Annotated in this window: 26 protein-coding genes and 1 pseudogene; 19 read left to right on the top strand and 8 right to left on the bottom strand. The window is 63.7% G+C overall.

From position 1 onward, the window contains the following. Nucleotides 1-3: 3 nt before the first annotated feature. The 10 genes from G3T36_RS02585 to G3T36_RS02540 all read left to right on the top strand — a co-directional run bounded on the left by G3T36_RS02585 (nucleotide 4) and on the right by G3T36_RS02540 (nucleotide 11,367). Nucleotides 4-1,203, top strand: coding sequence for a mandelate racemase/muconate lactonizing enzyme family protein (locus G3T36_RS02585; protein ID WP_163287846.1), 1,200 nt, complete (start codon nucleotides 4-6; stop codon nucleotides 1,201-1,203). Beyond that, nucleotides 1,200-1,997 (top strand): FadR/GntR family transcriptional regulator, encoded by a 798-nt coding sequence (locus G3T36_RS02580; RefSeq protein WP_240148231.1) that lies wholly within the window; start codon nucleotides 1,200-1,202, stop codon nucleotides 1,995-1,997. Before G3T36_RS02585 ends, G3T36_RS02580 begins: the two co-directional genes overlap by 4 nt. A gap of 194 nt (nucleotides 1,998-2,191) precedes the next feature. Beyond that, nucleotides 2,192-3,505 (top strand): ABC transporter substrate-binding protein, encoded by a 1,314-nt coding sequence (locus G3T36_RS02575; protein WP_163287845.1) that lies wholly within the window; start codon nucleotides 2,192-2,194, stop codon nucleotides 3,503-3,505. Then, complete coding sequence (locus G3T36_RS02570) at nucleotides 3,505-4,470, top strand: carbohydrate ABC transporter permease (RefSeq protein WP_163287844.1); 966 nt, start codon at nucleotides 3,505-3,507, stop codon at nucleotides 4,468-4,470. Before G3T36_RS02575 ends, G3T36_RS02570 begins: the two co-directional genes overlap by 1 nt. Before the next feature lies 1 nt (nucleotide 4,471). Next, nucleotides 4,472-5,368 (top strand): ABC transporter permease subunit, encoded by an 897-nt coding sequence (locus G3T36_RS02565; protein ID WP_163287843.1) that lies wholly within the window; start codon nucleotides 4,472-4,474, stop codon nucleotides 5,366-5,368. Continuing rightward, entirely contained in the window at nucleotides 5,365-7,449 is a 2,085-nt protein-coding gene (locus G3T36_RS02560; RefSeq protein WP_163287842.1) for an alpha-galactosidase, read from the top strand. Before G3T36_RS02565 ends, G3T36_RS02560 begins: the two co-directional genes overlap by 4 nt. Before the next feature lie 128 nt (nucleotides 7,450-7,577). Further along, complete coding sequence (locus G3T36_RS02555) at nucleotides 7,578-8,903, top strand: ABC transporter substrate-binding protein (RefSeq protein WP_163287841.1); 1,326 nt, start codon at nucleotides 7,578-7,580, stop codon at nucleotides 8,901-8,903. A gap of 2 nt (nucleotides 8,904-8,905) precedes the next feature. Continuing rightward, nucleotides 8,906-9,820, top strand: a complete 915-nt coding sequence (locus G3T36_RS02550; RefSeq protein WP_163287840.1) for an ABC transporter permease subunit — start codon at nucleotides 8,906-8,908, stop codon at nucleotides 9,818-9,820. 12 nt (nucleotides 9,821-9,832) lie between these two features. After that, nucleotides 9,833-10,669: a carbohydrate ABC transporter permease gene (locus G3T36_RS02545; protein ID WP_163287839.1), complete on the top strand. Its 837-nt coding sequence runs from the start codon at nucleotides 9,833-9,835 to the stop codon at nucleotides 10,667-10,669. Between the two features lie 140 nt (nucleotides 10,670-10,809). After that, the gene (locus tag G3T36_RS02540) at nucleotides 10,810-11,367 is read left to right on the top strand and encodes a hypothetical protein (protein WP_163287838.1); all 558 of its coding nucleotides are present in this window, start codon (nucleotides 10,810-10,812) and stop codon (nucleotides 11,365-11,367) included. Between the two features lie 292 nt (nucleotides 11,368-11,659). On the opposite strand, the gene G3T36_RS02535 is transcribed toward G3T36_RS02540, so the two are convergent. After that, the gene (locus G3T36_RS02535) at nucleotides 11,660-13,135 is read right to left on the bottom strand and encodes a recombinase family protein (RefSeq protein ID WP_275689959.1); all 1,476 of its coding nucleotides are present in this window, start codon (nucleotides 13,133-13,135) and stop codon (nucleotides 11,660-11,662) included. Nucleotides 13,136-13,342: 207 nt separating this feature from the next. Between G3T36_RS02535 and G3T36_RS02530 the strand changes: the two genes are divergently transcribed. Beyond that, entirely contained in the window at nucleotides 13,343-13,564 is a 222-nt protein-coding gene (locus G3T36_RS02530; RefSeq protein WP_163287836.1) for a hypothetical protein, read from the top strand. 43 nt (nucleotides 13,565-13,607) lie between these two features. On the opposite strand, the gene G3T36_RS02525 is transcribed toward G3T36_RS02530, so the two are convergent. Further along, a complete protein-coding gene (locus G3T36_RS02525; protein ID WP_163287835.1) occupies nucleotides 13,608-14,084 on the bottom strand; it encodes a hypothetical protein in 477 nt (158 codons plus the stop codon). A gap of 49 nt (nucleotides 14,085-14,133) precedes the next feature. On the opposite strand from G3T36_RS02525, the gene G3T36_RS02520 reads away from it, so the two are divergent. The 4 genes from G3T36_RS02520 (at nucleotide 14,134) to G3T36_RS02505 (ending at nucleotide 16,541) form a co-directional block, all read left to right on the top strand. After that, nucleotides 14,134-14,349, top strand: coding sequence for a hypothetical protein (locus G3T36_RS02520; protein WP_163287834.1), 216 nt, complete (start codon nucleotides 14,134-14,136; stop codon nucleotides 14,347-14,349). A 353-nt stretch (nucleotides 14,350-14,702) separates the two neighbouring features. Then, nucleotides 14,703-15,062, top strand: a complete 360-nt coding sequence (locus G3T36_RS02515) for a hypothetical protein (protein WP_163287833.1) — start codon at nucleotides 14,703-14,705, stop codon at nucleotides 15,060-15,062. A 316-nt stretch (nucleotides 15,063-15,378) separates the two neighbouring features. Beyond that, on the top strand, nucleotides 15,379-15,762 hold the full coding sequence (locus G3T36_RS02510) for a hypothetical protein (protein ID WP_163287832.1): 384 nt from the start codon (nucleotides 15,379-15,381) through the stop codon (nucleotides 15,760-15,762). A 293-nt stretch (nucleotides 15,763-16,055) separates the two neighbouring features. Next, entirely contained in the window at nucleotides 16,056-16,541 is a 486-nt protein-coding gene (locus G3T36_RS02505; protein WP_163287831.1) for a hypothetical protein, read from the top strand. A gap of 28 nt (nucleotides 16,542-16,569) precedes the next feature. On the opposite strand, the gene G3T36_RS02500 is transcribed toward G3T36_RS02505, so the two are convergent. Together G3T36_RS02500 and G3T36_RS02495 are read right to left on the bottom strand one after the other, a co-directional pair. After that, on the bottom strand, nucleotides 16,570-16,863 hold the full coding sequence (locus tag G3T36_RS02500; protein ID WP_163287830.1) for a hypothetical protein: 294 nt from the start codon (nucleotides 16,861-16,863) through the stop codon (nucleotides 16,570-16,572). Between the two features lie 69 nt (nucleotides 16,864-16,932). Beyond that, nucleotides 16,933-17,627 (bottom strand): annotated as a pseudogene (locus G3T36_RS02495) (SOS response-associated peptidase). Nucleotides 17,628-17,712: 85 nt separating this feature from the next. On the opposite strand from G3T36_RS02495, the gene G3T36_RS02490 reads away from it, so the two are divergent. Further along, a complete protein-coding gene (locus G3T36_RS02490; protein WP_163287829.1) occupies nucleotides 17,713-18,366 on the top strand; it encodes a hypothetical protein in 654 nt (217 codons plus the stop codon). A gap of 28 nt (nucleotides 18,367-18,394) precedes the next feature. On the opposite strand, the gene G3T36_RS02485 is transcribed toward G3T36_RS02490, so the two are convergent. Beyond that, nucleotides 18,395-18,934: a hypothetical protein gene (locus G3T36_RS02485; protein ID WP_163287828.1), complete on the bottom strand. Its 540-nt coding sequence runs from the start codon at nucleotides 18,932-18,934 to the stop codon at nucleotides 18,395-18,397. 366 nt (nucleotides 18,935-19,300) lie between these two features. Further along, a complete protein-coding gene (locus G3T36_RS02480; RefSeq protein ID WP_205244989.1) occupies nucleotides 19,301-19,768 on the bottom strand; it encodes a hypothetical protein in 468 nt (155 codons plus the stop codon). A 39-nt stretch (nucleotides 19,769-19,807) separates the two neighbouring features. Here G3T36_RS02480 and G3T36_RS02475 point away from each other — a divergent pair, with 39 nt between their 5' ends. Genes G3T36_RS02475 through G3T36_RS02465 form a run of 3 tightly spaced genes read left to right on the top strand, consistent with a single transcriptional unit; the run spans nucleotide 19,808 to nucleotide 22,685 of the window. Continuing rightward, nucleotides 19,808-21,085, top strand: a complete 1,278-nt coding sequence (locus tag G3T36_RS02475; protein ID WP_163287826.1) for a sensor histidine kinase — start codon at nucleotides 19,808-19,810, stop codon at nucleotides 21,083-21,085. After that, a complete protein-coding gene (locus G3T36_RS02470) occupies nucleotides 21,085-21,774 on the top strand; it encodes a response regulator (RefSeq protein ID WP_163287825.1) in 690 nt (229 codons plus the stop codon). Before G3T36_RS02475 ends, G3T36_RS02470 begins: the two co-directional genes overlap by 1 nt. After that, the gene (locus G3T36_RS02465; protein WP_163287824.1) at nucleotides 21,771-22,685 is read left to right on the top strand and encodes a hypothetical protein; all 915 of its coding nucleotides are present in this window, start codon (nucleotides 21,771-21,773) and stop codon (nucleotides 22,683-22,685) included. The genes G3T36_RS02470 and G3T36_RS02465 overlap by 4 nt, the downstream gene beginning before the upstream one ends. A 773-nt stretch (nucleotides 22,686-23,458) precedes the next feature. Here G3T36_RS02465 and G3T36_RS02460 read toward each other — a convergent pair. Together G3T36_RS02460 and G3T36_RS02455 are read right to left on the bottom strand one after the other, a co-directional pair. Further along, a complete protein-coding gene (locus G3T36_RS02460; protein ID WP_163287823.1) occupies nucleotides 23,459-24,025 on the bottom strand; it encodes a DUF2510 domain-containing protein in 567 nt (188 codons plus the stop codon). Between the two features lie 317 nt (nucleotides 24,026-24,342). Then, nucleotides 24,343-24,828: a hypothetical protein gene (locus tag G3T36_RS02455; protein WP_163287822.1), complete on the bottom strand. Its 486-nt coding sequence runs from the start codon at nucleotides 24,826-24,828 to the stop codon at nucleotides 24,343-24,345. Nucleotides 24,829-24,848 lie beyond the last annotated feature (20 nt).

Raw genomic sequence — 24,848 nt, 5'->3', positions numbered from 1 at the left:
TCCATGCGTATCGATGCCGTCGAATTCTTCTATCTCGCCATGCCCGAGATCACGCTCGAGGCGGATGGAAGCCAGGATGCGCTGCTCGTGCGCGTGACCGCGGACAACGGAGTGCAGGGTTGGGGCGAGTGCGAGGCGTCACCGCTCACCTCCATCGCCGCGTTCATCACGCCGAGGTCCCATGGCGTCTGCCAGCCGGTCGCAGCATCGGTGCTCGGCGAGCGCATCGACGGCCCGGCCGACATCGCGCGGATCGCGGCCGGCGTCTCGCGCAGAAGCATGGACCTCCTCCAGGCCGCGCACACGTTCTCCGGCATCGAGATGGCGCTGTGGGACCTGCTCGGCCAAGCACGTTCTGTCCCGGTCTGGAGCCTGCTGGGATACGAGCGGGTCCACGCGAAGACGCCGTATGCTTCGATGCTCTTCGGGGACACGCCCCAGCAGACGCTGGAGCGGACACGGGATGCGGTTGCCCGGGGCTTCCGCGCCGTCAAGCTCGGCTGGGCAGGCTTTGGCGAAGTAAGTGTGGAGAGCGACCGCGACCAGCTGCAGGCGGCGCGGGAAGGCATCGGAGCGGAGACAGTCCTGCTCATCGACGCCGGCCAGATCTGGGGTGAGGACGTGGGCCAAGCGGCAGCGCGAATCCCGGCTCTCGAGGAAGCGGGCGTCGTCTGGCTGGAGGAACCGTTTCACGCCGAGGCGTACTCCGCGTATTCGTCCCTGGGCGCCCGCAGCGGGTCCGTCGGCGTCGCGGGCGGTGAAGGCGCCCATAATGTGCACATGGCCCGTAACCTGATCGACCACGGCGGCGTCAGGTTCGTTCAGATCGACACCGGGCGGATCGGCGGGATCGGACCGGCGAAGGCCGTCGCCGACTACGCGGCGGCCCGAGGGGTGACGTTCGTCAACCACACCTTCACGTCGCACCTGGCTCTCTCAGCGTCGCTGCAGCCGTTCGCCGGGCTCGCGGAGCACCGCATCTGTGAGTATCCCGCGGGCCCGAGCGAGCTGGCGACGCGGATCACGGCCAACCACCTGCTGCCCGACCGCAACGGTCAGATCCATATCCCCGACGCTCCCGGGTTGGGAATGACCGTGGAGCTGGACGCGGTGGCTCCCTATCTCCGCGCGGTTGACATCGAGATCGACGGCGTCTCCGTCTACTCATCGCCGGAGGTACCGATAGTATCGGTCGCCAAATGACTATGAACAACGGCGGCCCGGGCCCAGCAGCTCCGAATTCCCGGGGGAAGAGCTCCGGATACAACATCCGCGGCCAGCAGGGACGGGTGATCGACGGCCTCGGGCAGGCGATCGTCGGCGGCCGGTACCAGCCGGGTGCGATCCTGCCGCGCGAGGCCGAGCTGATCGACGAGTACGGCGTTAGCCGCACCTCGGTGCGAGAGGCGATGAAGGTTCTTGCCGCCAAGGGACTGGTCGAGACCCGCCAGCGCGTCGGCACCCGGGTACGCCCGCGCGAGCTGTGGAGCGCCTTCGACAGCGACCTGCTCACGTGGCACCTGGCACAAGGGCTCGGGGGGGACGCGATGCGCGACCTGGTCGAACTGCGACAGATCCTGGAGCCCGCGGCCGCCAAGCTCGCTGCTGTCCGCGCGACCATGCCCGATCTCCGGCGACTCGAGCACGCGCACGCCGAGATGGCCGCCAAGGTCGACTTCCCCGACCAATACGCGGCGAGCGACGTCGAATTCCACATGGCGGTCTATGCGGCCTGCCACAATGACCTTCTGCAGCGCTTCGGCCAGCTGGTCGCCGATTTCATGCGGCTCACATTCGAGGTGCAGCAGAACGCCCAGCACAACCACTTCGACTTCGCCGCGGACGCCCGTTCACACCGGGAGGTGCTCACCGCCATCACGAGCGGTGACCCCACAGCGGCGACGGATGCGATGCTGGCAGTGGTGCTGGAGGGCAAGACAGCCCTGATCGAAGCCCTCGGGCAGGTGGACGACCGCGCGTCTGCCGACCGCCGATAGCGGCGGCTTTCGCCAGCTTCTAACTCGATGATTAGTCGTATTTATATGACGACGATGGGCTGCGCGCCCGGCGCTGAGCACATCCGTCCTGTAAAGCCGAAAACATATGTAGTACTATTACTTTCACGTGTTCGCGACGGTGCGTACCAATGCCGTTCAGGACTCTCGCAATCAAAGACGAAAAAGAGGATGTTATGAAGGCACGACGCCTCGGCGTACTCCTGCTGGCCGGCGCAGTCATCGCCGCACTCGCAGGGTGTGGCGCCGCGAACGCAAGCGGAAAGACGGACCTGGTGATCTGGGATCCTGCCCTGCTCAACCATGTGTCGGACAAAGGAGTCGTCGACAAGGACCACTCATTCCTCACCCAGGCCGTCGCGGCCTACGAAAAGATGAACCCGAACGTTTCGATCAAGGTCGTGGAGACCTCTGGCGACATCAGCAAGTCGTCCGCTCAGTTCCAGGCCGCGTCGATTGCTAAAAACGGTCCGGACATCCGGGTCAGCTTCGCGGGCGGCAACACGATCTCGTTCTCCGATTTTCTTCTCGACCTCAACGGAGTCTTCGACAAGGGGACGATGAGCGACCTCTCTGGCTGGAACACCGTTCGTCAGGGCTACAAGCCAAACGGCAAGCTCGATGCCCTCCCGATCGGCGCCGGCTCTTACTTCTACGTGTACTACAACAAGAAGACGATGGCGGACGCCGGAGTCGACATGTCCAAGCCGCCTGCGGACTGGAGCAGCCTGCTCGACCTGGCCAAGAAGGTCAAGGCGGCTGGCAAGACGCCGTTCTTCGTCGCCAACCAGGAAGGCTATGTCGGCGCGTGGGTTATCGCGGCCCTGGCCGGGAGCGAGCTCGGGCCCGACACGTTCACCAAAATGTACCGCGGCGCGATCCCGATCGATGACCCGACGATGGTCAAGGCCTACACCGCCTATGCGCAGCTGTACAAGGACGGGCTGACGAACCCGGACGCCGGTAGCGTCGGCAACGCGGACTCGCTGGCGGGGTTCGTCCAGGGCAAGGGCGCGATGTACTTCAGCGGTGGCTGGGACAACGCGGGGCTCACTCAGTCGCTCGGCGACAACGTCGGCGCCTTCCCGATCCCGGTCCTCGACGGCGCGAAGTACCCGGCCACCCTCGCCGGCGGCCCGAACGTCGCGGTGTCGATCACGTCGTACTCCAAGAACCCGGAAGCCGCGAAGGATTTCCTCAGGTACCTGGCCAAGCCCTCGACCATCGACCTATACGTTAAGTTGTCCCAGACCGAGGCGTCCAACAGCAACAAGGCTGATCCGTCGGTCATCACCAACCCGCTCCTCAAGGCGCAGGCGGCTGGTCTCAAGAAGATCGACAACCGCGTGTATCCGTTCGACAACGTGATGGCGCAGCCGGTCATCGACCAGTTCTACAAGGTCAACGCGACGACCTTCCTCGGTACCACGACGCCGAAGCAGGCCGTATCGACGATCGAACAGGCGTTCAAGAAGGAAAGCGCGCAGTAATGAGTGTTCCGATGGTCAGCGCCGGCGCCCCGGAGGTGGAACGCGACCAGGTGTCGCCTTCGCCGAAACCCGGAGCGGGAGCCGTGCGTCGCAAGCGCCCGTCCTGGGGGCGGAAGCAAAGGCTGATCGGCCTAGCCGCCGTCGCCCCGGCGCTGATCATCGTGCTCGGAGTCATGGTCTACCCGGTCGTCTTCGACCTCTACATCTCGCTCAACAAATCGAACGGGGTCAGCTACGTCTGGCGCGGACTCGGTAACTACCTCGACCTGGTCGCCGACCCGATCGTGCAGGGCGTCTTCCTCACCAACCTGAAGTTCCTCATCTCGGTTCCACTCGTGGTCTTCGCAGCGATCCTGGTCTCGGTGCTGCTGTTCGAGCGGGTGCGCGGTTGGAAGTTCTTCCGCGTCGTCTTCTTCATCCCGTCCGTGCTCTCCGCCGCCGTCATCGGGATCATGTTCAAGTCGACATTCGGCTATAACGGGCCGGTGAACGCGCTGATCACAGCCGTCGGCGGCCATCCGATCAATTTCTTCAGCAACGCCAACCTCGCGATCAGCGTCATAGTGCTCGCACTGGTCTGGAGCGGCTTTGGCTACCAGGCCCTCATCGTGCTCAGCGGCCTCACGGCGATCGACCCCGCCGTGTTCGAAGCGGCCGCGGTCGACGGGGCCGGCTGGTGGAAACGGCTGTGGCACATTACGCTTCCGAACATCCGCCGCGTGCTCGGCTTCGTCTTCATCATCAACATCCTCTACACCTTCTCTGCGCTGTTCGGATTCATCTTCGTGATGACGGCGGGCGGCCCGGGATACGACACCACGACGCTCGACTACCTGATCTACCTAAAGGCGTTCTCCGGCTCCGACCTCGGTTCCGGAGCGGCGCTGGCCGTGCTCGTGTTCCTCCTCATCGGCCTGCTCACAATCCTGCAGGTCAAGGTCTTCAAAGTCTCGGAAGAGGACTGACGTGACGACGATTCGCACCGACAAGCCGTACGCGACCAAGGTCCGTTCGCGGTCCCGCACATCCGAGACCAGCGCCACCCTGAACAAGCGCGCACGGCTGCCCGTCTTCATCCTGCTCCTCGTCATCGCGGCGACCGTGGTGTATCCGGTCGTGTTCCTGGCCATCGCATCCGTTCGTACCAACGCCGACTACCTTCGGAATCCGTTCGGACTGCCCGATCACATCACGTTCGACAATTTCATCAGCCTGTGGAACAACTACGGCGTCGGCCAGGCGCTGCTAAACAGCGTCTTCGTGGTCGGCTCGGCCCTACTGTTCACGATCGTTGTGGCCGCTCTCGCGGGATACGCGCTCGCGAAGCTCCCCGTCCCTGGGGCGCGGTACATCAACGCGACGTTCGTCTCCGTGATGTTGATCCCGAGCCAGGTGCTCATCATCCCGGTCTACCTGCTGCTCTCGGACCTAGGACTGGTCAACGGCTTCGCTGGCCTCATCCTGGTCTACATCGCGACCGGCCTGCCGTTCACCGTCTTCTTCCTCACGCTGAGTTTCAAGGCGATTCCCGACAGCGTGCTCGAGGCGGCCAAGCTCGATGGCGCCGGCTTCTTCCGCACGATAATCGCTGTTGTCCTGCCGATCGGGCGTGCGAGTGTTGCGACGGTCGCCGTGCTCCAGTTCCTAGCCATGTGGAACGAACTGCTGTTCGCGTACATCCTGTTGTCGGACAACTCCAAGGCGCTGATCACGCCGACCCTCGCGAATATCGGCACCCGCCTCGTCACCGACCAGCCCCTCATCTCGGCCGGCCTTCTGATCACGTCGCTTCCACCGATCATCCTGCTGGTGTTCGCGTCACGCTATGTCATGCAGGGCATGGCGGCCGGGATCAGCCGATGACGGCCTTGGACGACCGCCTCGAGGAGAGCTACGGAACGCTCGGCGTCCTGCGGCCCGGTGCCCTCGCTGCGATCACCGTCGCCGGCCGAGCGGTCCTCGAGAACCTGGCGACCGTCGCCGTGCGGTGCATGGGCGTGGAGCGGTCCTGGTCGACGAGCGCACCACCCGTCGTCAATCTGGCCGACGACGGCACATTCACTGTGGCGGGCGGGATCGACGGATGCGCACTCACCGCGGTCTGGTCCGCCAGGCCCGTCGGGCCGACCGGCCCCGCGTCCTCGGGTGTCTGGGAGCTCAGGCTCACCATCACCAATGACGGCTCGGAGTCGTGCGAGGTCTCGCTGATGGACCCGCTCGCCGCTGAACTCGGAGCAGCGGAATGGAACGTCCTGTCCTTCACCTCGTCGTGGGGCGAGGAATTCGTGCCGGAGGCGCGAAAGCTTGGGGAGGGGATTGCAATCGGCTCCTTCTCCGGCCGTTCGTCGCACGGTCGGCACCCGTGGCTGGGTCTGCATTCGGATGCGGCGGCGGTCGTCGTCTCGCCCGCGTGGAGCGGAAACTGGCACATCGATGTCGCTCCCTCGACAGGCTCGCTGAAGCTCACCGCGGGTATCAACCCGTGGGAATTCTCGACCGTAGTCCCGTCGGGTGCCGCGGTCACTGCCCCATCGGTCGTGGTCGCCGTAGCCGACACGCTCGAACACGCGTCCGTCGCCCTCAGCGGCGCGGTCGGGCGCGGGTGGATTCCCCGCTCCGTCGTCTCGGAGGCGATGCCCGTCGAGTGGAACCACTGGTGGCCGTACGAGGACGCCGAGGTCACCGAACAAGTGATAGTCGACAACGCCTCCGTCGCCGCCCGGCTCGGCATCGAGGTGGTCACCGTCGATGCCGGGTGGTTCGGCGCTCCGGATGCGGCGAGCGACTGGCAGGAACAGCGCGGCGACTGGGCGGAGGTCAACACCGAGCGCTTCCCGAGCGGCCTACGCGAACTCGGCAGCGCCATCCGGAACGTGGGCGCCAGGCCCGGCATCTGGCTCGAGGGCGAAGCGATCGGTGCGGCCGCGGTCGTGCGGCGCACGCGTCCGGATATCGTTGCGCTCGGCGACACGCGAACCCGCGAACCCGGAACGCCGACCTACAAGCCCAACACCGTATCGGTCGACGCGGACGATCCGACGTTCCTCGGCTACGTCTGTCTCGGCTCCGAAGCGGGCCGTGCCTTCGTCGCCGACGCGCTCGATCGCGCGGTCGACGACATGGATGCCGTCTGGCTCAAGCTCGACTTCAACATCGACCCCGGAGCCGGTTGCACGCGAACCGACCACGGGCACGGCGCAGCCGACGGCCTCTTCCGCCACTACGAGGGCCTCTACTCGGTCCTCGATGCGTTCCGTGCGAGGCATCCCGGTGTCGTTCTGGAAGCCTGTGCCTCGGGCGGACTGCGTATCGACCTCGGCCTTGCCCGTCATGTGCACTGCTCGTTCCTGTCGGATCCCGACTACACGGAACACCACCTGCAGGTGTTCTGGGCGGCAAGCCTGATGCTGCCGCCGGCGGCGATGCTGCACTGGTCCTGGTCGCAATGGCGCGGGGACCACGCTCCCTCGCAGCTCGACTTCGCCGCCCTGAGTGCCGACGACTTCGACACCACACTGCGCGCCGCCATGCTGCAGCGTTTCGGTGTTTCACTTCGACTGCCCGAGCTGAGGGCGGAACTGTGCGAACGGCTCGCCGTCCACGTCGACCTCTTCAGATCGACCATCGCCCCGTTCGTTCGCGACGGTGTGCTGACGCGACTTACACCACAACCGTTGCGGGGCGGGCAGGGGGAGCGGAACCCCGCTTTCCAGCTCAGCCTCGGGGACCGTCACCTGCTCTGTGCGATCCGGCTCCCCGGCGGATCTACTCCGGGGAGCATCACCGGAGCCTTCGATCCGGAGCTTCCGGCGCGGGCCACGGATCTCGCGACCGGCGCCGGCATTCCTCTGACGGGCGCCTCGGTGGCCCTGCCCGCGCAGGGCGATGGTGTGTCATCCTGGCTCATCCTCGTCGAGCCTTCGGCGTTGTCCCGCATTAAGTAGTACCTATTGCTGCAACACGCGACTGACGCGAGACGCGGATTCGCCATTTTCCGGCATTACATCGTATTATTGTGCTCACGCAAGGCTTCGATAACGGACTAGCGAAAGTGAAGTCAAAGGTGACATCAATGAAAAAAGCGGTAACAGCCCTCGCTCTCGCGACAACGCTCGCGCTGACCGCGTGCAGCGGCACAGCCGGGAGCGCGCCGGCCGCGGCCAAGTTCCCCACCGGCAAGGTCACACTCACGATGTGGTGGTGGGGAGACCAGGAGGCCCCGGGCGCGCAGAAGTTCGTCGATGCGGCGGTATCGGCCTACGAGGCCAAGCACCCCAACATCACGATCGATGCCGTGCTTCAGACGACCGACGGACTCGTTCCCTCGTTCCAGACTGCCGCAGCATCCAAGACCGGCCCGGACCTCGAGTACTTCTGGGGCGGCACGAACGCCCTCACGCCGGCCTGGAATAAGCAGATCGTCCCGGTCTCCGACTACCTGTCGAAGAGCGAGCTCGCCCACTACCTCAACGCGACCGAGGAGACCTACGACGGAAAGGTCTGGACCGCCCCCTGGTACGTCCAGCCCTCGTTCCCCCTTCTCGTGCGCAAGGACGTGCTGGCGAAGTACGGGCAGACCATTCCCACCACGTGGGACCAGCTGATGTCGGTCTGTGATGCGCTGTCCTCCAAGGGGGTCACCACGATCGCAGGCGGTGTCAAAGACGGCTGGTTCGGAGGATGGCTCTACTCGATCCTCGGGTCGCAGGACCTCAGCTCGCAGAAGGACGTCATCGCTGCGTCGGTCGGCAAGCAATCGTTCACCAGCGCCAAGCACGCTGAATGGTGGAATCGACTGGCGGAGTCGAAGCAGCACGGATGCTGGAACAACGACATCAACTCGCTCGAGCTGTACCAGGCGCAGCAGCGGTTCGTCGACGGATCCGCCGCTATGACCATCACCGCTGGAACCGACGCACCGAACTTCGTGCAGAAGGCCGGCGGTGACTCGAAGGTCGAGGTCATGGGGATGCCGTCGTGGTCGAAGGGACCGTACGCTGGCAAGCTCGGCTCCACCTCGCAGACCCTCGGCATCACGTCGTGGAGCAAGTATCCGCAGGTGGGCGCCGACTTCATTCGTTTCCTCCACACCACACCGGAACTGAACGCGTTCTACGCGGCAACTGGCGCGATGCCGGCCGACGACCGTTTCGACACCTCCCAGGTGACCTCGCCGTCGAAGAAGGCACTGTTCGACCTGGCAGTGAAGGGCTCGCCGTACCTCGAGAATTACATCCCGCCGCAGCTCGACTCCGACGCGGTCTTCAAGAACGTGCAGCTTGTTCTGCAGGGTTCGGAGAACGCGAAGGCCGCCGCGGCAGACATGGAGGCGACTGCGAAGCGGCTGCGCACCACTGACCGCACGCTGGTCAAGAACTTCACGGTCTGGGCTCGATAACGGTGGCAATCGCAGTAACCGGAGTACGGGAGAGGAGGGTCGCCGGAAAGCGGCCCTCCCGTTCCACCCTTCAGCCACTCCTGTGGATCGCGCCGGCCCTTCTGGTGCTGGTCGCGATCTTCGGGTATTCGATCGTCACGCTTTTCGGTCAGTCGATGTCCTTCCAGGGTGACTGGGTCGGGCTGGAGAACTTCGCGCTGATCTTCAGCGACCCGCTGTTCACCACGGGGTTGCTGCACAACGCGCTCCTGCTGCTCGCGGTCCCCGTGATGGCGTTCCTGGCGATGCTCGTGGCCGTGGTCCTGTTCGAAACCAAGAAGGGCCTCGGCTTCTTCCGTGCCGTCGTCTTCATGCCGTACATCCTTGCTGTGCCCGTCGTCGCGGTCGTCTTCGGTCAACTGCTGCAGCGCAACGGCCCCATCAATGAGGTCCTCCGCTCGGTTGGCCTCGGCAACATCGCGCTCGACTGGCTGGGAGACCCCCACGTAGCCCTGTGGACGATGGCCGGCGTCATTATGTGGAAAGAGGTCGGCTTCGGTGTCGTTCTGCTCCTCGCGCGCATGCTCACTATCTCGACCGAGGCCTATGAGGCCGCAAAGCTCGACGGTGCCGGATTCTGGCGCACGCACTGGTCGATCACCCTCCCCGAGATCCGCCCGATCCTCGGTTTCTATATCGTGACCGAAGCGATCACCATGGTCTCTTGGGTGTTCAACTACGTGTACGTCCTCACGAACGGCCAGGGCGGACCGGGCGATTCGACCGTTGTCAGCGAGCTCTACATCTACCGGAATGCTTTCCAGTACCAGCAGCCGGAACTCGCGGCTGCCGCCGCCGTCATCCTGTTCCTGGGAACGATGGTGTTCGTCGTCGTCTTCGTCCGGATGCAGCGCCGCGCCATGCGGGCGAACAGCTAGGAATCAGCACCAATGAACACTTTCCTCCGCAGGCGCACCGGCCCCACGGTGCGCTACCTGCTCCTCGCCGTCGTCGCGTTCATCGCACTCCTACCGACCTATGTGATGTTCACGGGAGCGTTCAAGACGCAGGCGGACTTCCTTCGCTCGCCCTTCGGTTTGCCCCTCTCTCCGACCCTCGCCGGCTTCGGCCGCGTGTGGTCGGCGCAGTTCCCGACCTGGTTCAGCAACAGCGTCATCGTGACCGGTGCATCCGTCATCCTCACCATCGCAATCGCAGCACTCGCGGCCTGGGGCTTCGCAAACTGGAACTTCCCCGGCAAGTCGACCCTGCTGGCTGTAATCATCTCGCTGATGGTCATTCCGCCCGTCGTGCTGCTGATCCCGCTCTTCCAGATGGGCGCTCAACTGGGCTGGATCTCGACATTCCAGCTCCTGATCGTGATCTACATCGGCCTCATGCTGCCGTTCTCGATCTTCATGCTGACCAACTTCTTCTCGACCGTCCCGAGCTCCATGCTCGAGGCGGCGAAAGTTGACGGTGCGTCGTCATGGACGACTTTCGTACGAATCGTTCTGCCGCTCTCTAAGGCGCCCATGGCGACACTTGCGATCGTCAACGTTCTTTGGGCGTGGAATGAGCTCCTGCTCGCGCTTGTTCTGATGCAGAGCAACGACAAGAAGACCCTCATGATCGGCTTGACAGGGTTCCAGAGCCGCTACAGCCTCGACATCCCGACGGTGATGGCGGGCATGGCGATCGCGACGCTGCCACTGCTCGTCGTGTACCTCTTCGGACAGCGTTCGTTCATCCAGGGACTCACCGCGGGCGCAATCAAAGGGGAGTAGAGCTGCGCGACGACCAGCCTTTGGCCAAGCCCTTCTGCGAATTTGAAAATAAGGACTCTCGGCAATTCAGTTGAATCCGACCAAGGCGACATGCCAAAGGATGTGCTCATAGCTGATCGGGGAAGACCTATTCGGATCTCATGGAGCTCCTTCCAGAGGTCGCTGAGATCCCTATCTGGTGGGCGCTCGACGAGGATGGACTCCCTACTTCCCCGGCATCCTTCACTCTCATCGGCCATGGCGGCGCGATGCTCGCAGACGTGGACACCGAGGAAGTCGAGGGGTCCGGCAGCGATCGACCGGTCACTGCCGATCTTCCGCTCGTAGCGCGCCTCCCGCTCGTGGCGACGGTGCTGGCCTGGGTCGACCCATTCGAGCTGGACGAACGGGATGGGGTTTCGGTGCTCGAGCTGCCGAGCCCAGACTACGTTTCTGACGTCGTTCCGACCACTTGGGACAACTCTATGGAGCTAGAGCTGTCGACGAGCCCACGGGCTACCTGGGTGTGGGCGACTGATCGAGATCGGGCGGAGACGCTGCAAGCACTCCTCACGGCTAGCAGTTGCGAGGTATCGGCCGCGCGAGGCGGCAACGCCGAGAGCTGGACCCTCGATCTCGACATCGGGGTTGTCGCATGGGAGGGGATGGAGTGCCTGGTGAAGGCCGGCTACTTGGCACCCCTGGCCAGCATCCTCTGAATCGAGACGCGGACAAGTTTGGGATTCCTGTCGCAGGTGCGGAATAGCCGACCGCGACTCCCACTGCTTGGGCCTAGTTCGTCCAGGCCTCGTGTGAATCACCGAGCGCAGTCACCTGGATCGGGATGTCGCCGGTCCCGCGCGTTCTCAGATGGCCGAATATTCGTACCCTCCTCAAGAGACTTCACCTGGTGCGACAGGTTCAGTTCTACGCTCTCGCAACTCGTGGCTAGCATGCGGGGTTCCATCGTTCATTCCAATGGTTTGGCTTTGGTCGGAAACGGTGACGGTCTTAATAGACAACGTGTACCCGCATGGGCGCCATCATGTTCCAGAATGCGATATCGCGCTTTAACCATTCGTCCATGCTCATACTCTTCGGTCGTGGCGGCGACCGTTTGCGCCCCAGAGGATAGGGTCGGATTTCGATGCGGGTGATAACCGTGCTGAGGAAGTTGCGGCGTCGGACCGCCGTCCAGTTCTGCCAGTCCAGTCCGTCGGCAACGATTGCGTCGAATTGTGCGTGTCCTAAAGCGCTGTCGAGTTCGAATCGTGCTGCTGTCTCCTCGACTCGGATTTGGCGCGAATACAGGGCGTGGTCTTGTGCGCTGAGGGCACCTTCAAGAAAGGCGTTGTCGTTTCGGCGTTTTCGGGCGACTAGATCGTCAAGACGGGAGTTCAGTCGCCCCACGTCTCGGTAGTTGGCGGCTGGGGGGTGTGGGGTGATGTGTCCGGCTTCGATTCCTGCGATGACTTGGGCGAAGACATACGCCTCTAAACGGTCGTGGTGGATGCGGGAATGCCCACACCCGACTTCGCTTCCGGTGAACTGAGGGTCGCCGGTTTCCCTGTCGCTGGGAACAGCGTGGATGCCTCGAGTGCAAGCGAGGCTCCGGTACCCGTTGCCGCCCCTACTCGTTCGCATGCGCAAACCACACAATGCGCAGCGCGTGAGACCCAGACTCAGAGCTGATGTTTCGTGCTTGTTGGTGTGCGGGCGCGCTTGAATGACGACTTGCATCTCTTTGAACGTGCGGGCACCCAGGATGGGCTCCCATGCCTTCACTCCGGCGCTGTTGAGGCCCATGAGGGACTGCCTGCTCAGTTTCGCCCGGAGTTCGCCGCCCTTCCATGTGTGTCCGTGTCGCGTGCGCAATCCTTTCGCATTCCACTCCCGGGCGATGGCATAGATCGAGTCGCCGCGCAGGAGCCGCCGCGCCGCCGAACGGATCAGCTTCGCTTCGGCAGGATCAGCGACCAGGGTTTTGTTGACCGAGACAAAACCCCACGGTGATGGGCCGCCGTGGCGACCCCCAGCCTTCCGACGTTGGGCTAAAGCCGCTTTGATCCGCTCGGAGAGCCTTTCCGACTCTGCTGCGTCCCACGCGGCGATTGTTCGGGCAACAGCGCGGCCATCAGCGGTATTCAGGTCGAACTCGCCAGACGCGACGGTACTGATCCGAACATTGTGTTGGGCGGCAATGTCGATCAGATCGTTGTACTCCTGTGGCCTGCGGGTGAGCCGGCTGTTGGAGTACGCCACGATCGCGGCGAATTCACCCTTACCGGCGCGCGCGAGCATCTCAGCGTATTGCGGTCGCGGTTTGGTGGACTTGGATGACGCGCTTACGTCGTTGTCCACGAAGACAGCAGCAACCGTCATGCCACGTTGCTCCACAAGACTTCGGCACAGTTCCTCTTGGCGCTGCACACCCAGCGCCGTCCCCTCGGGATCGAACGACATACGGCAATAGATGGCGGCCCTCATACCTCAGCGTGTCACGGCGCTTCGCGCATCGGGGGTGCGATGGCGCCATATGCGCGAAAAGCAGGTAGTCCGGAGGCGCACTCTGCTCAAGGAAAGTGACGGTAATCGTGCGTTGTGACGAGGGGCTGAAGGCGAATACCCTGCGAGTATCGAGTAGCGGCTTCCTCAACGTGAAGCCAGACCGTTTGATCGGTCCTACGATGCGTTATGACCACTTTCATGCAGCGCGTTCGACGCGTTGTGTACGGCAACGCGGATCCGTCCAACGTCTCGGACGCCATCCACAGCGTGGGTCAGATCGGGTTGCTCGGGCATCCCGCGGATCCCGAGCCGTTCCGTGGGAACGTCACGGAGTCTGCTGAGCTCGACCCCGACGAGCTCCCGTGGGAGCTGCGCGGAGACGACAAAGAAAACGATACTTCGGTCTAGCCGGCGTCGCGCGTCCAGCCGGGTGAAGGGCTCAGGCTTTGAGCTACTCCTCGACCCCTAGTGATTTCCGCATTGCCGCGATCATGTCGGAGTCGGCACGATACCGGTCCTCGTTGCTTGCGTCCTGGGGCAGTCGAAGAACTGCCGAGACCGACTTCTCTACCTGTGGTGGACCCAATATCAGCAGCGGGGCAGCGGAGTCGTATCGTTGCCGGCTGGCCTGATCGTATTCATCGGCATAGGCGGCCAGCTCTCGAGTTAGTTGCTCACGTTGCTCTCGCTGGGGCGGCGTGAGCGTCGACGAACTGTTGAGCTGACCGAGCCGGGTCTTCAGTGCGACGCCTCGCTGGCCGAGCTCGTCAAGTCGATAGACCACCGCCTCTATCGCGACAAAGGCCTCGTAACGCCTCTCACGCAACCACTTGGAATGCTCTCTGCGCGACTGAATCCAGGCGCCAATGAGACCGGCGGCGAACGTGACGAGTGCGCCCACGACAACCAGGATGAGCGAGTCGGCCATGGAAGGAGCCTACCGACGTGGGGGGAGTGCGACGCCCCAGGCTCGCACCATGGCGGAGCAGCAGCACGTGTCCCGCATCGATCACGACCTCGTCGCCATCCTCAAGGGTGCGTACAGACCCGCGGCCACACGGTCTGACCTTGCCGAACGGACAGGCATCAAGATCGTTAGGGTGCAGCGGCTGATGGCCGGCAAGTCTGGCTTCACGATTGAGCAGCTGTACGCGATCTTCAACGCCATCAGGTGGAAAAGGCTGACGGCGTAGCTGTCCGAGGCTGAGGCGCTCAACAACAAGTAGCCCCGGAACGAAGTGTCGGACGCAACACACACACATGCCGCGGCCCAGTTGCCAACCCGCCTTTGTGGTCGCCACTATGCTGTGCCGGACGCCATCACGGTGCTGGCGGAACGGAGGAGAATGATGGCCGCAGCAGCATGTCCGGTGTGTGAGCAGATCGACGCGGTCCAGTCCGTATCTGCGGCCATATCCGGTGGGACGAGCACAGGATCTTCTGTCGGTGTCGGCTACGTCGGCGGTCACCTCGCGCCGTTCGGGGTGGCAACCCAGAACAACACGATGCTCGCGCAGCGGCTTTCCCGCCGTCGGCGCCGGGGACCATGTCCGCGCTGAAATTATTCGGCCCCACGGTCTTGTTCACCCTCGCGCTAGCTTTCATCGCCGGAGCGGTTTGGGAACACAGCGCCCACCTCAACGAGCCGATGGACTATATCCAGTGGGGTGGCTCGGTGATCACGTCGGCGTTTCTGCTCTTGCCAGCCGCGGTCGTAGGTTTCGTCGTGTTCCTCCCGCTCTGGGTACTGGCCAACCGTCGACCTGGGGCGAAGCGAGTGTGGCAGCGGAAGGTGAACCACCTGTGCTCCTCCTACTACTGCGGACGGGATGACGTCATCTTCGACATGAGTGGCGCGCATGCACGCCCCGAGCAGTTCGTCGCGAACCTGTTCGCCAGAGGCTAGGGGACCACACGGTCATGACCTGACCGCTTTAGGACGTCGGGGCGTCGCTGGCACCCGCTGAAGGCCCTTGGATGAGCTCATACTTCCTGGCCCGTGTGGCAACGGTATCCGGTGACTGATTCTCGGCGATCGCACGCAGCTGGTCAGTGGCCATTCCATGACGTTGTAGACACGGTGGCCGAATGCCTCCGGCGACTCGGCCGGCGGCTCGGTCGCCTGTTAGTAGAATTCTGGTGGCCTTTCGGGGTGGGTATTTCGTGGAATTTCATTGGAATCCAAGCAGCTGAGCGATAGAGTGAGTGCGGAGGTGGTTTCGATGAACATGGTTACGACGACTCGCAATGCTCATGCGGCGTCCGCGAAGATCGGTATCCGGGAGATCACGCGTCGCTTGAACTCTGCGCTGGGCGCGACGCTTGTGGCGTCCCTGGCGGGCAGCAAGGACCCGAAGATCAGCTACAAGTGGGCCCGCGCCGATGGACCCGAGCCGAAGAATGACGCGGTGCGGCGCCTCCAGTTCGCGCACACCCAGTGGCTCGCCATCACGGCGTCTGAAGGCGAACACGTCGCCCGCATGTGGTTCATCGGGTCGAACCCGCTGTTGGACTACGACACCCCCGTGGATGCGATCCGCGAAAACCGATTCAAGGAGGCCGCCGCGGCGGCCGCGGCGATGGTCGAAGACGGCTTCCTCGGGTGACGACTCGGCTTGATGCGACCAGCGGTCTCCGCGTGGTCGATAGTCCCAGCTCGGCCGTCTTCCGCATCGCCAGATCGTCTTATGGGCCCCTGAATCCGTCCGTCCGCGATGACTCCAAGCGACGGGCCTGGAACCGATGGGACACCCCTGGGCGGACTGTCTACACCTCAGATAGCGAGCAGACCACGTACATCGAAGCGCTGGCCTGGGCTCACGAGGAGGCGGCATCGCACGACAGAGCGATCCGGAAGACGGCTGATCTGTTCGGCGTCTCCGCCAAAGTTGCACGCGAGATGGTCGAGGCCGACTGGCTGAAGGCGGGCAACATGCAGCCTGGCTGGCTTCCGACCATCTGGCGTGATGGCCGGCGCATGTACGAGATGACCTTTCCCGAGGGGTGGTGGGTCGATGTTGACAGCACCGACACTCTGTCGACAGTCTCTGCTGCGCTCGAAGAGGCGCTGCTCAAGTGGGGAATCACAGGCACGCTGACGCTGTCAGAGCTGACCTCCAACGACCGGAAGCTCACGACACGGATCGCTACCTGGCTTCGGGAAGAAGTCACGCTGGACGACGGCAGCCAACCGCTTGGCGTGCAGTGCCCATCGAAGTACGGACGCTCTGGCGTGCAGACGGGCACCTCATGGGCGTACTGGATGCGAGCAATCGACGCCGGGCTCTCCAACGAGCCGGTGATCGTTGACGCGGGTGTGCCGATCGAGCTGGACAACCCGGCGTTCAAGTACGCCCTGAGCTTCCACCACATCCAGTCGCGCTGAGACGCTGCCACCGAACAGTGCGCCTCGTCTACTCGACCGTGGTCACTTCCAGCAACCGATGCCCCTCTGGAACCTCAGCGAGCAGCGCGTCGTGTGAGCTCTTGTAGTCGGGCCCGGTCGCCTCGATCTCACGCGTTGCTGCCAGCCGGATGTGCCCCGTCGCGATGACGCGGCCGCCAGTCGGCATCTCGTCGTGGACCTGTAGCAGCTCGTAACCCGCCGGGGCGAGCTCCGCGATCTGCGCACGAGCGCTCAAGAGGTCGTCAGCTTCTGCGGTGATCTCCTCGATCACGGTGGACTGGATCAACCCTCGGATGAGCATACTCCAAGGCTAGGTCGGACCACCGTCGCTCCCCTGGGCGACACCGGCAATCCATAGATCAACCGACTGCTAACCGACGGGTTCCGTGAGCTCGGGCCCGTCGGCGCCGAACGGGAGCTTGGCGACCTCGTACGCCTCGAGCGTGGATGCCTCGGCGACGCCGGTGGCGACCGCGTCATCCACAAGGGCCTGGTCACCGACGACAGTCGGGTCGATCCAGTGCAGCCACATGTCCTGCGGCAGGATGACCGGGTTCCGGTCGTGGATGTCCGCCAGGGTCTGCACAGCGTCCGAGGTGACGATCGTCGACGTCAGGTGCCAGCCTTCGCGATCATCCTTGCCGCGATGCTCGCGTTCACGCCACCAGGAATACAGCCCGGCGAAGCCCATCAGCTGGTCGTCCGGGTAGCGGATGAAGTGTGGGATCTTGTGGCCCCCTGCCACTCGTAGTAGCCGTTGGCGAGGATGATGCCTCTTCTCGACTTGACTGCCGCCTTCCACAGCCCGTTCGTGAGCAGCTTGTCGGCTCGAGCGTTGAGGGTGAACTTCGGTTTCATCTCGGATGCCCCGGGCGGCACGATCGACCAGAACGCCGTCTCGAACTGCAGCTTGCGTTCACCGTCGCGCTCGGACTCGAGGAACAGTGGCACGTTCTGGGTCGGCGCGATGTTCCAGGACGGCTGCCAGCTGGGCCGCCAGTCCTCCGGCTTCCCGCCCGTGGTCACGACGAACTCGGTGATGCCCTCGTTGACCGAATCGTCCATGGCGAATCTCCCACACATACCGGCCAGAGTACCCGCGACGGCGCGGATGCCGGTCGACCATGGCGACATGCGGAAGGATGTGCTCATGGCCGACGACGGGAAGACCTACTCGGACCTCATGGACTTGCTGCCCGAGGTCGCCGAGATCCGCATTCGATGGAAGCTCGACGAGGACGGTCTCCCTTGGTACGCGGAGAGTTTCACCCTCATCGGCCACGGCGGGGCAACTCTCGCCGAGGCGGACACAGAGGAGCTCGAAGCGACCGCGTCCCGTCGTGGTGGTCCGACCACGGCCGACCTGCCACTCGCCGAACGGCTCAGGGCTGTATCGATGGTGCTCGGCTGGGTCGATCCGTTCTCACTAGACGAACGCGATGGTGTTTCGATCCTCGCGCTGCCGAGCCCGGACCACATCTCCGACACCGTGCCCGCGACGTGGGGTGATCCCACGATGGAACTCGAGCTGTCGAAGAGCCCTCGGGATACCTGGGTGTGGGCGACTGATCGTGAGCAGGCCGAGAAGTTGCAAGCGCTCCTCACCGCCAGCGGCTGCCAAGCGTACCCGGCGCGGGGCGAGAACGCCGAGGACCGCACCCTCGATCTTGACATCGGGGTCGTCGCGATGGAGGGGCTGATGTGCTTGCAAAACGCCGGCTACTCGTTCCGCTGGCATCCCACGATGCGTCCCCTGGACAAGACCGAGGACCTGTACGGGGTTCCGGTCGCGGGAGCGGAATAGCCGCTTCCTCGACTCCCGCTGTGCGGTTCTAGTTCGTCCAGCCCTCGGGTGCGTCACCGAGCGCAGTCACCTGGATGGGGATGTCGCGGGTCCCGCGCGTTCTCATCCGTAGCTCGAACACGTGGGTGACGGCCTTCAGAACGGCATATGGATCAGCGTCATGAACCAGGAAGTCGGTAACGGGGATCGCTCCTCCGTTCGCTTCAGCGATGCGCGGGAAGACATCTTGGCCGTTCGGGAAGATGGCATGGTCGACGGCGAGAACGTGGATCTCGTGTGAATGCTCGCCACCGCCGATGTCGATGCCTACGACCATCCAGCGCTCGGGGTCGAGCCCGACCACTTCTTCGATGCCAGCCGCCGTCATCCGTTGATCCAGCTGAGCTGTCCCGCTCCAGTCTGGATTAGTCACAGACGCCTCGCCCCACTCGTACGGTTCCACTACCGGTCCTTCCTTGACGCGTTGTGTGTGAGCAGCGCGAATCGCTGCGAAGAGTTCCTTCTCGATCTGCGCGAGGTCGTCGTCAGGCATGAACAGCTCGTCTGCCGAGTCACCTGGATCCCCCATTGCGAACATGCTGCCATCCGCCGACACCGGCCGCATGAAGTCGTCGAAGTCGGCAGTTGTTTTCCTGCCACGATCTCCGCGCGAACACTGTCAATCTGCCCGTTGAACGAGGAACCCATCACGTCAAGGCGGGATGGTCGTCCCGGCGCACGACCAACGGGAACTCCGCGGCCCGTCTCTTCTGGAGAGTCAGATTCTCAACTCGGAGCACCGAATCTCCAAGGTTCGAAATACAGGCTGAGTTCGGGGATGCCTCCGTGCCTGGAACACTCATGTCCTCGCGTTCATCTGACTTATTACGGGCAACGCCGGTGGTCGACCGTGGTCAGTGCCGCAACGGGTTATCCGTACGAGTCGCTGTCATGGCTAACCACTCTGAATGAATGCGCCCGCCGCTGCCGCAACTTCGCTGGCCCGGCCGTTGGCGATGCCTTCTGCAGGGGTCGCGTCATCGAGTTGTGGGTTCATGCCCATAAACCAAGCGCGAACGATGTTCGCCGTGTCGACTTCAAGGAGCTCTTCAACAATTCCGAATGCAACCTGCAGAGCATCGCTCTGCTCGGGTAGGGGCTCGACTGTCCCGGCTTCCCACATCGCGACCTGGTCGGCTGTCGTGTAAGTGATGACCGCGATCAAGGCGGGGCCAAGAACTTCTCGCAATCGCCGCGTCATTTCCTCGGTTGAATCCTTCGGCCAACCCTTCGCCGACTCTGGTTCATTTGCGCTCGCGTCTTCGTCCCACATATGCACAGCGTACTTGCGCCTCAAGTCGCGGATCATTAGAAACGAATCGGAGGATTCTGTCTCATCACTTTGGATGAATTCGACGCGCATCAACGCTGCCGAGCACCATCCGTCCCCTAGCGTGACGATATGAATACCTTGGCGCGGCATGGCCGCACCTGGCTCGCGCCCGCGGTGGCCATTGTGTATTTCGTTCTGTGGGTCGTGGGGGAGTGGTCGCGATCGGGGCTGAGCGCGAATGCGACAGTCTTCGCTCTGTTCGCACTCGCCATCGGGCTTTCGACGTGGATGCCAACACTCTCGCTTGGCCTGATCGTCGCGGTCCCCGCTCTGCAGGCTGCCGGACTTGCAGTAGCGCCGAGCAATACGACGTGGGCGACCTACGTTGCCGCCGCGATCGTCGCGTTCTTCGTCGGACTGCGCGGGCAGAAAGTCACCCGCTACCTCGCTCTTCCGGCCGGCGCTGCGGCCTCCGTCCTGATGGCATTGGCTTTCGTCGCGCCGCTCTCACCGAATCCGCTTGATCGCGGTGCGGGAGCCTCCCTCGTCGCGCCGCTCTCACCACATCCACTTGAACACGATGCCGGAGCATTCCTCGGAAGTCTCGCGATCCTCGTGGCCCTGGCCGCGTTCGGAGTCTTCGCGGCCGCGTGGGCGGTTGGGATAGCGTTGCGCGGGTTCTTCAGTCGCCGTCTGCTCTCCGTCGAGCTGCGGGAGTCGGAGAGCCGCTACGAGCAGGCCGACCTGGAGTTGCGGCTCGCCCAGGATCGCGCACGGATCGCCCGCGACGTCCACGATGCCCTGGCCCATTCGCTCGCGATCATCGTGTCGCAGGCGCAAGGTGCGGTGGCGCTCGCGAGCGTGCGTCCGGCGGCTGTCACGGAATCGGTCCAGGCCATCCCCGACGTCAGCCGTGAAGCGCTTCTCGACGTGCGGGGGCTGGTCGAGCGCATCCAGAACGATGACGAGGCGGTCGAGCCGCGCGAGACGATCGCTGACCTCGCGGGGCTGGTCAGTCACATGCGGACGGTCGGGATGGATGCGGTCCTCGAGGTTGAGGGGAGCGGTCGGCTGTCCCCATCCCATGAGCTCGCGGTGTACCGGATCGTGCAGGAATCGCTGACGAACGCGCTCAAGTACGGCGGTCCCGGTGTGGCGGTGAAAGTGACGCTGACCTGGGAGGACCACGACGTGAAAGTGACCGTGTCATCTGTGAGTCGAACGCTGGGCAACCCCGCCGCTGTCGCAATGGGTGCCGGGGTGGGCATCCACGGAATGAAGGAACGGGCACGGCTGGCAGGGGGATGGCTGACGACCGAGCGATCGGCCGACGACGAATTCGTGGTGACCGCTTCGATTCCCGCCCAGGCACTCGCGTCGGCTGCGACCGCAGGGTCCGAGCAGTGATGGCCGACCCCATCCGCGTCGCCATCGTCGACGATCAGCCCCTGTTCGCCTCGGGCATGCGGATGCTCATCGAGGCGCAGCCGGACCTCGAATGCGTCGGGACTGCATCCGACGGCCGAGAAAGCGTCACGCTGTTCGAGCGGGTCCGGCCGGACATCGTGCTGATGGATCTGCGGATGCCCGTCCTCAACGGCATCGAAGCGACGAAGCTCATCCTCAACGGCCGCAAGCCCGAGGACTCGCCCCGGGTGATCGTGCTGACAACCATCCAGAGAGACGAAGCTGTCTACAGTGCGCTGCGGGCTGGCGCCTCCGCGTTCCTCACCAAGGATGCGACGCCAGCGGATGTGCTTGCCACGATCCGCGGCACGCATAGAGGGCAGCCCACAGCGACCGAGGTCGCAGCGTTGGGACTGGTTCGCGAATTCAGCGCGGCGCATCCGGGCCGACCGGGGTCGCTACACGAACGGCTGAGTCCGCGCGAGTGCGAGGTCATGCTCGCGGTCGCTGACGGGTGCACGAATTCGCAGATCGCTGCACGGGCCCAGCTCAGTGAGGCGACGGTGAAGACGCACGTGCGATCCGTGCTCAGCAAGCTCAACCTCCGAAGCCGGGTGCATATCGTCATCTACGCGTACGAGTACGGTCTGGTCGCCGGCCAGAAGCAGTCAGCAAGGAGAGGACTGTGACGACAACTCGAACGGGGCGTCGGCAACGCATCGCCAAGATCGTGACGGGATGCGTTGTCGTGCTGGCTGTCGCCGGTGTGGCGCTGGCTGGGCTGCCGGCGTGGGCGACCGGGCCGACGCCGGACCTTCCGCAGAAGGATGTGGATGCCTGGGTGATGCCGCTCGATCGGTACATCTTGGTCAGCGAAGTCACGGCGACCTATGTTGAGAGTCTGCAGACGATTCCGTGCATGGCCGCCGCCGGCTACACGTGGGAAGTCCCGAAACGGGACATTGAAGCCGCCAGTAACCATCTTGGAGACGTGACAGTCCAGCGGCCGTTGACAGCAGCTGTGGTACAAGATCGGGGCTACCATCCGGCCCCGACTCACGACCCGGGACTGCTCGCCACCCAAGAATTGAACGCGCGTCCGATCAGTGACGCGGAGTACGAGGCCTTCGTCGCGTGCCTGAAGAAGGTGGAAAAGGTGATCCCGCTGCCCTCGTGGCAGCGGGATCAGGCGAGTCAGTACGCCGTCGCGCTCAGCAACGCCGCCTACGACGCGGCACAAAGCGATGGGCCAGTCGTGGCTGCGGCCCGTCAGTGGCAGGTATGCATGGGCGGCACCTTTCTCCATCAACCGCTGCCTGCCTCGCCTGCCGATATGCCGTCGCTCTCCGTGGCGGATCGCTTTGCGACGAACGTCGAGGGCTCGACCGTGAGCCAGGCCGAGCGCGACCTCGCACTGAAGGATGTCGGCTGCCAGGCCACATCCGGCTACCGAAACGCCCTCTACGAGGCCGAATGGAAACGGCAGGCTTCCGTACCGAAGAAGGACGAAGACCTGTTCAACCGGGTCGGCAACGCGAATGAGGCCTATCGCGAAACTGTCCTTGCGGCGCTCGCCCGTCTTCAACTGGCCGGCAACTGACACTCCAGCTTCACCGAGTCCACAACCGAAAGGCACACAGATGTCCACGATCGACCCAGCCGCTCTCGAATTACCGCCGACCCAGCCAATCGATATGATCGCGCTTCTCGAACAAGCGCGAGAATACTTGCAGTCATGAAGGCTGCATTGTTGGGGGCGAGATGAGCGTGGACCTTGATCCGCCAGCGGAGGCGGCCACGAGTGACCAACCGATAACTCGCACCGGAAAGGCCGCCTCCATCGGCGGCGTCGTCATCCCACTCGTCTGCCTTCTCGTAGGCGCGGCCATTGGATCGGCAGCGACCCTAGGTGCGGTGGCCCTCGCCCAGAAACCGAAGAGCACGCTGTCTGGCGCTGCCGCAGCGATTCCCACTCTCGCTCAACCCCAGCGGCACGCAGACACCATCCCCACGGGCCTCCCAGGATTCGACTCAAACCTGATCGTTGCAGGGTCGTCGCGATTGGCCGGACAGACTTCGGCAGCCTCCTACTACCTTTCGGTTTCGAAGGACGGCCAGGCTTGCCTGCTGATACTGCCTTCTGACACTTCAAAGCCATGGGCGCAAGGATGTGCTGAACGGCTTCCGCTCGGCGTTGCGGCGGCGGGCTCGGGTAGCGCCCGATTGATCTCATCCAACAGCGCGACTCCTGCAGGCACGATCCGTATGGGCCTGAACGTAGTCGTCGACCCGACCTCAACCTCGCTCATCAAATAGGCGGCGGAGCGCAAACTACACGCGAACACATACTGGTGATAGCTGGAGTTCGTTGGCTCAGCCAGCGTGCGGTGACAATCCCAGGATGATGCCTAGCCCGATGCCGATCCAGAATGGCGCGAAGGTGAAGATGATGCCGAGGGTGAGCCCAGCAGCGGCAACACCGGCGGCGCCACGGGTGCGGATCTTCGCTAGGCCGATCGAGGAGAACACGATCCCGGAGATCGCAAGCCCGGGTGCGAGGACCACGCCGATATAGAGCGCGTATACCGCCCAGTCGGAACCGGGGATGTGTGCCGCGAGGTCCACGGCTATCAGAGTCACGATCACGACGATGACGGCCAGAATCCCGAAGTTCCTGCCGGTGTAGGCCTGCCGGTTGCGTGGTGGCGCCTGCTCGGCAGCCGGCTGGGCTTGATCGTGCTGCCGTCCTGCGAACGGGGTGTAGGCCTCCGCCTCGAGATCCTCAGGCGTGGGCGCACCCACCGGCTTCAGCGCCACTGGCGGCGCAAAGGGCTGCGTGTGCGACGTCCACTCTGCACCGGCCCACCATCGCAACTGCGTGCCGCTCGCAGGATCGGCGTACCATCCGGGCGCTGGTGAAGGAGTTTCGACTTCAGACATACACGTCCTCTCGATCGTTCAACGCTAGCGGCACCCGGAACCCGCAGCCAGACCCTTAAAAAGGTGGCGGCCAGTCTGCTGCGCGGTGCCCGCAGCGACGGATGCATCAGCGCTTGGAGGCGGCTCTACGCCGTGGCGGTGTCCGAAATGGATCGTTCTTCGGGCTCGGCGGGCGAGGCGCCCGACGCGTTCAAACGGTTCGTCGCGCTTCATTTGCTCCCAGACTGGCCCGGGGAACGGGGACTATCACATGCTGCCAGCCCACCGACTCGAGGAGAGTCGAACTGACCGAAGGTGCCCCCCTTGCTCGCGCCCGCTTACCGTTCATCCAACCCCTGAGACTTGCGAGCTTCGTCCAGCGCCCTCTCGATAGCGGGCCTCGACAGGGCGACTTGCACGATGGGTACCAGATCAGCTGGCGTGACAAACATGGCGGGCTGAGTCGTGCGGTCGACCCTCACTAGGTATGAGGCGTCACCCGGGATGATCCCGGCTGCCTTCATCTTCAATATGTGCTTTGAGATCGGCCCCGTCTGGCCACGAAGCCCACTGTCTCCGATGGCGAACTTCTCGCGCACTTCGTTATCACTTCGCTGACCATTCCCTCGCGCCATAAAACTGGTGAGCAGCAGTTGCCACGGGTGGAGGCGTTCGAGTAGAACGATCATGGTGTCGATGGTCCAACCGCCCCACGCGTCGGGCTCGACCTCAGTGGCGACCGCATCGGCGACCCATGCATTGATCTTTTCCGCGAGGCCGCTCAGGACAGCGAGGTCTCCGTGAATACTTAGCGTGCCGTCCATGATTCTCCTTTAGATAATGT

It is taken from the genome of Leifsonia tongyongensis, assembly GCF_010686705.1.
Lineage (GTDB): Bacteria > Actinomycetota > Actinomycetes > Actinomycetales > Microbacteriaceae > Diaminobutyricibacter > Diaminobutyricibacter tongyongensis.
Note: the sequence above shows the minus strand (reverse complement) of the source record. Positions and strands in the feature narration are given on the sequence as shown.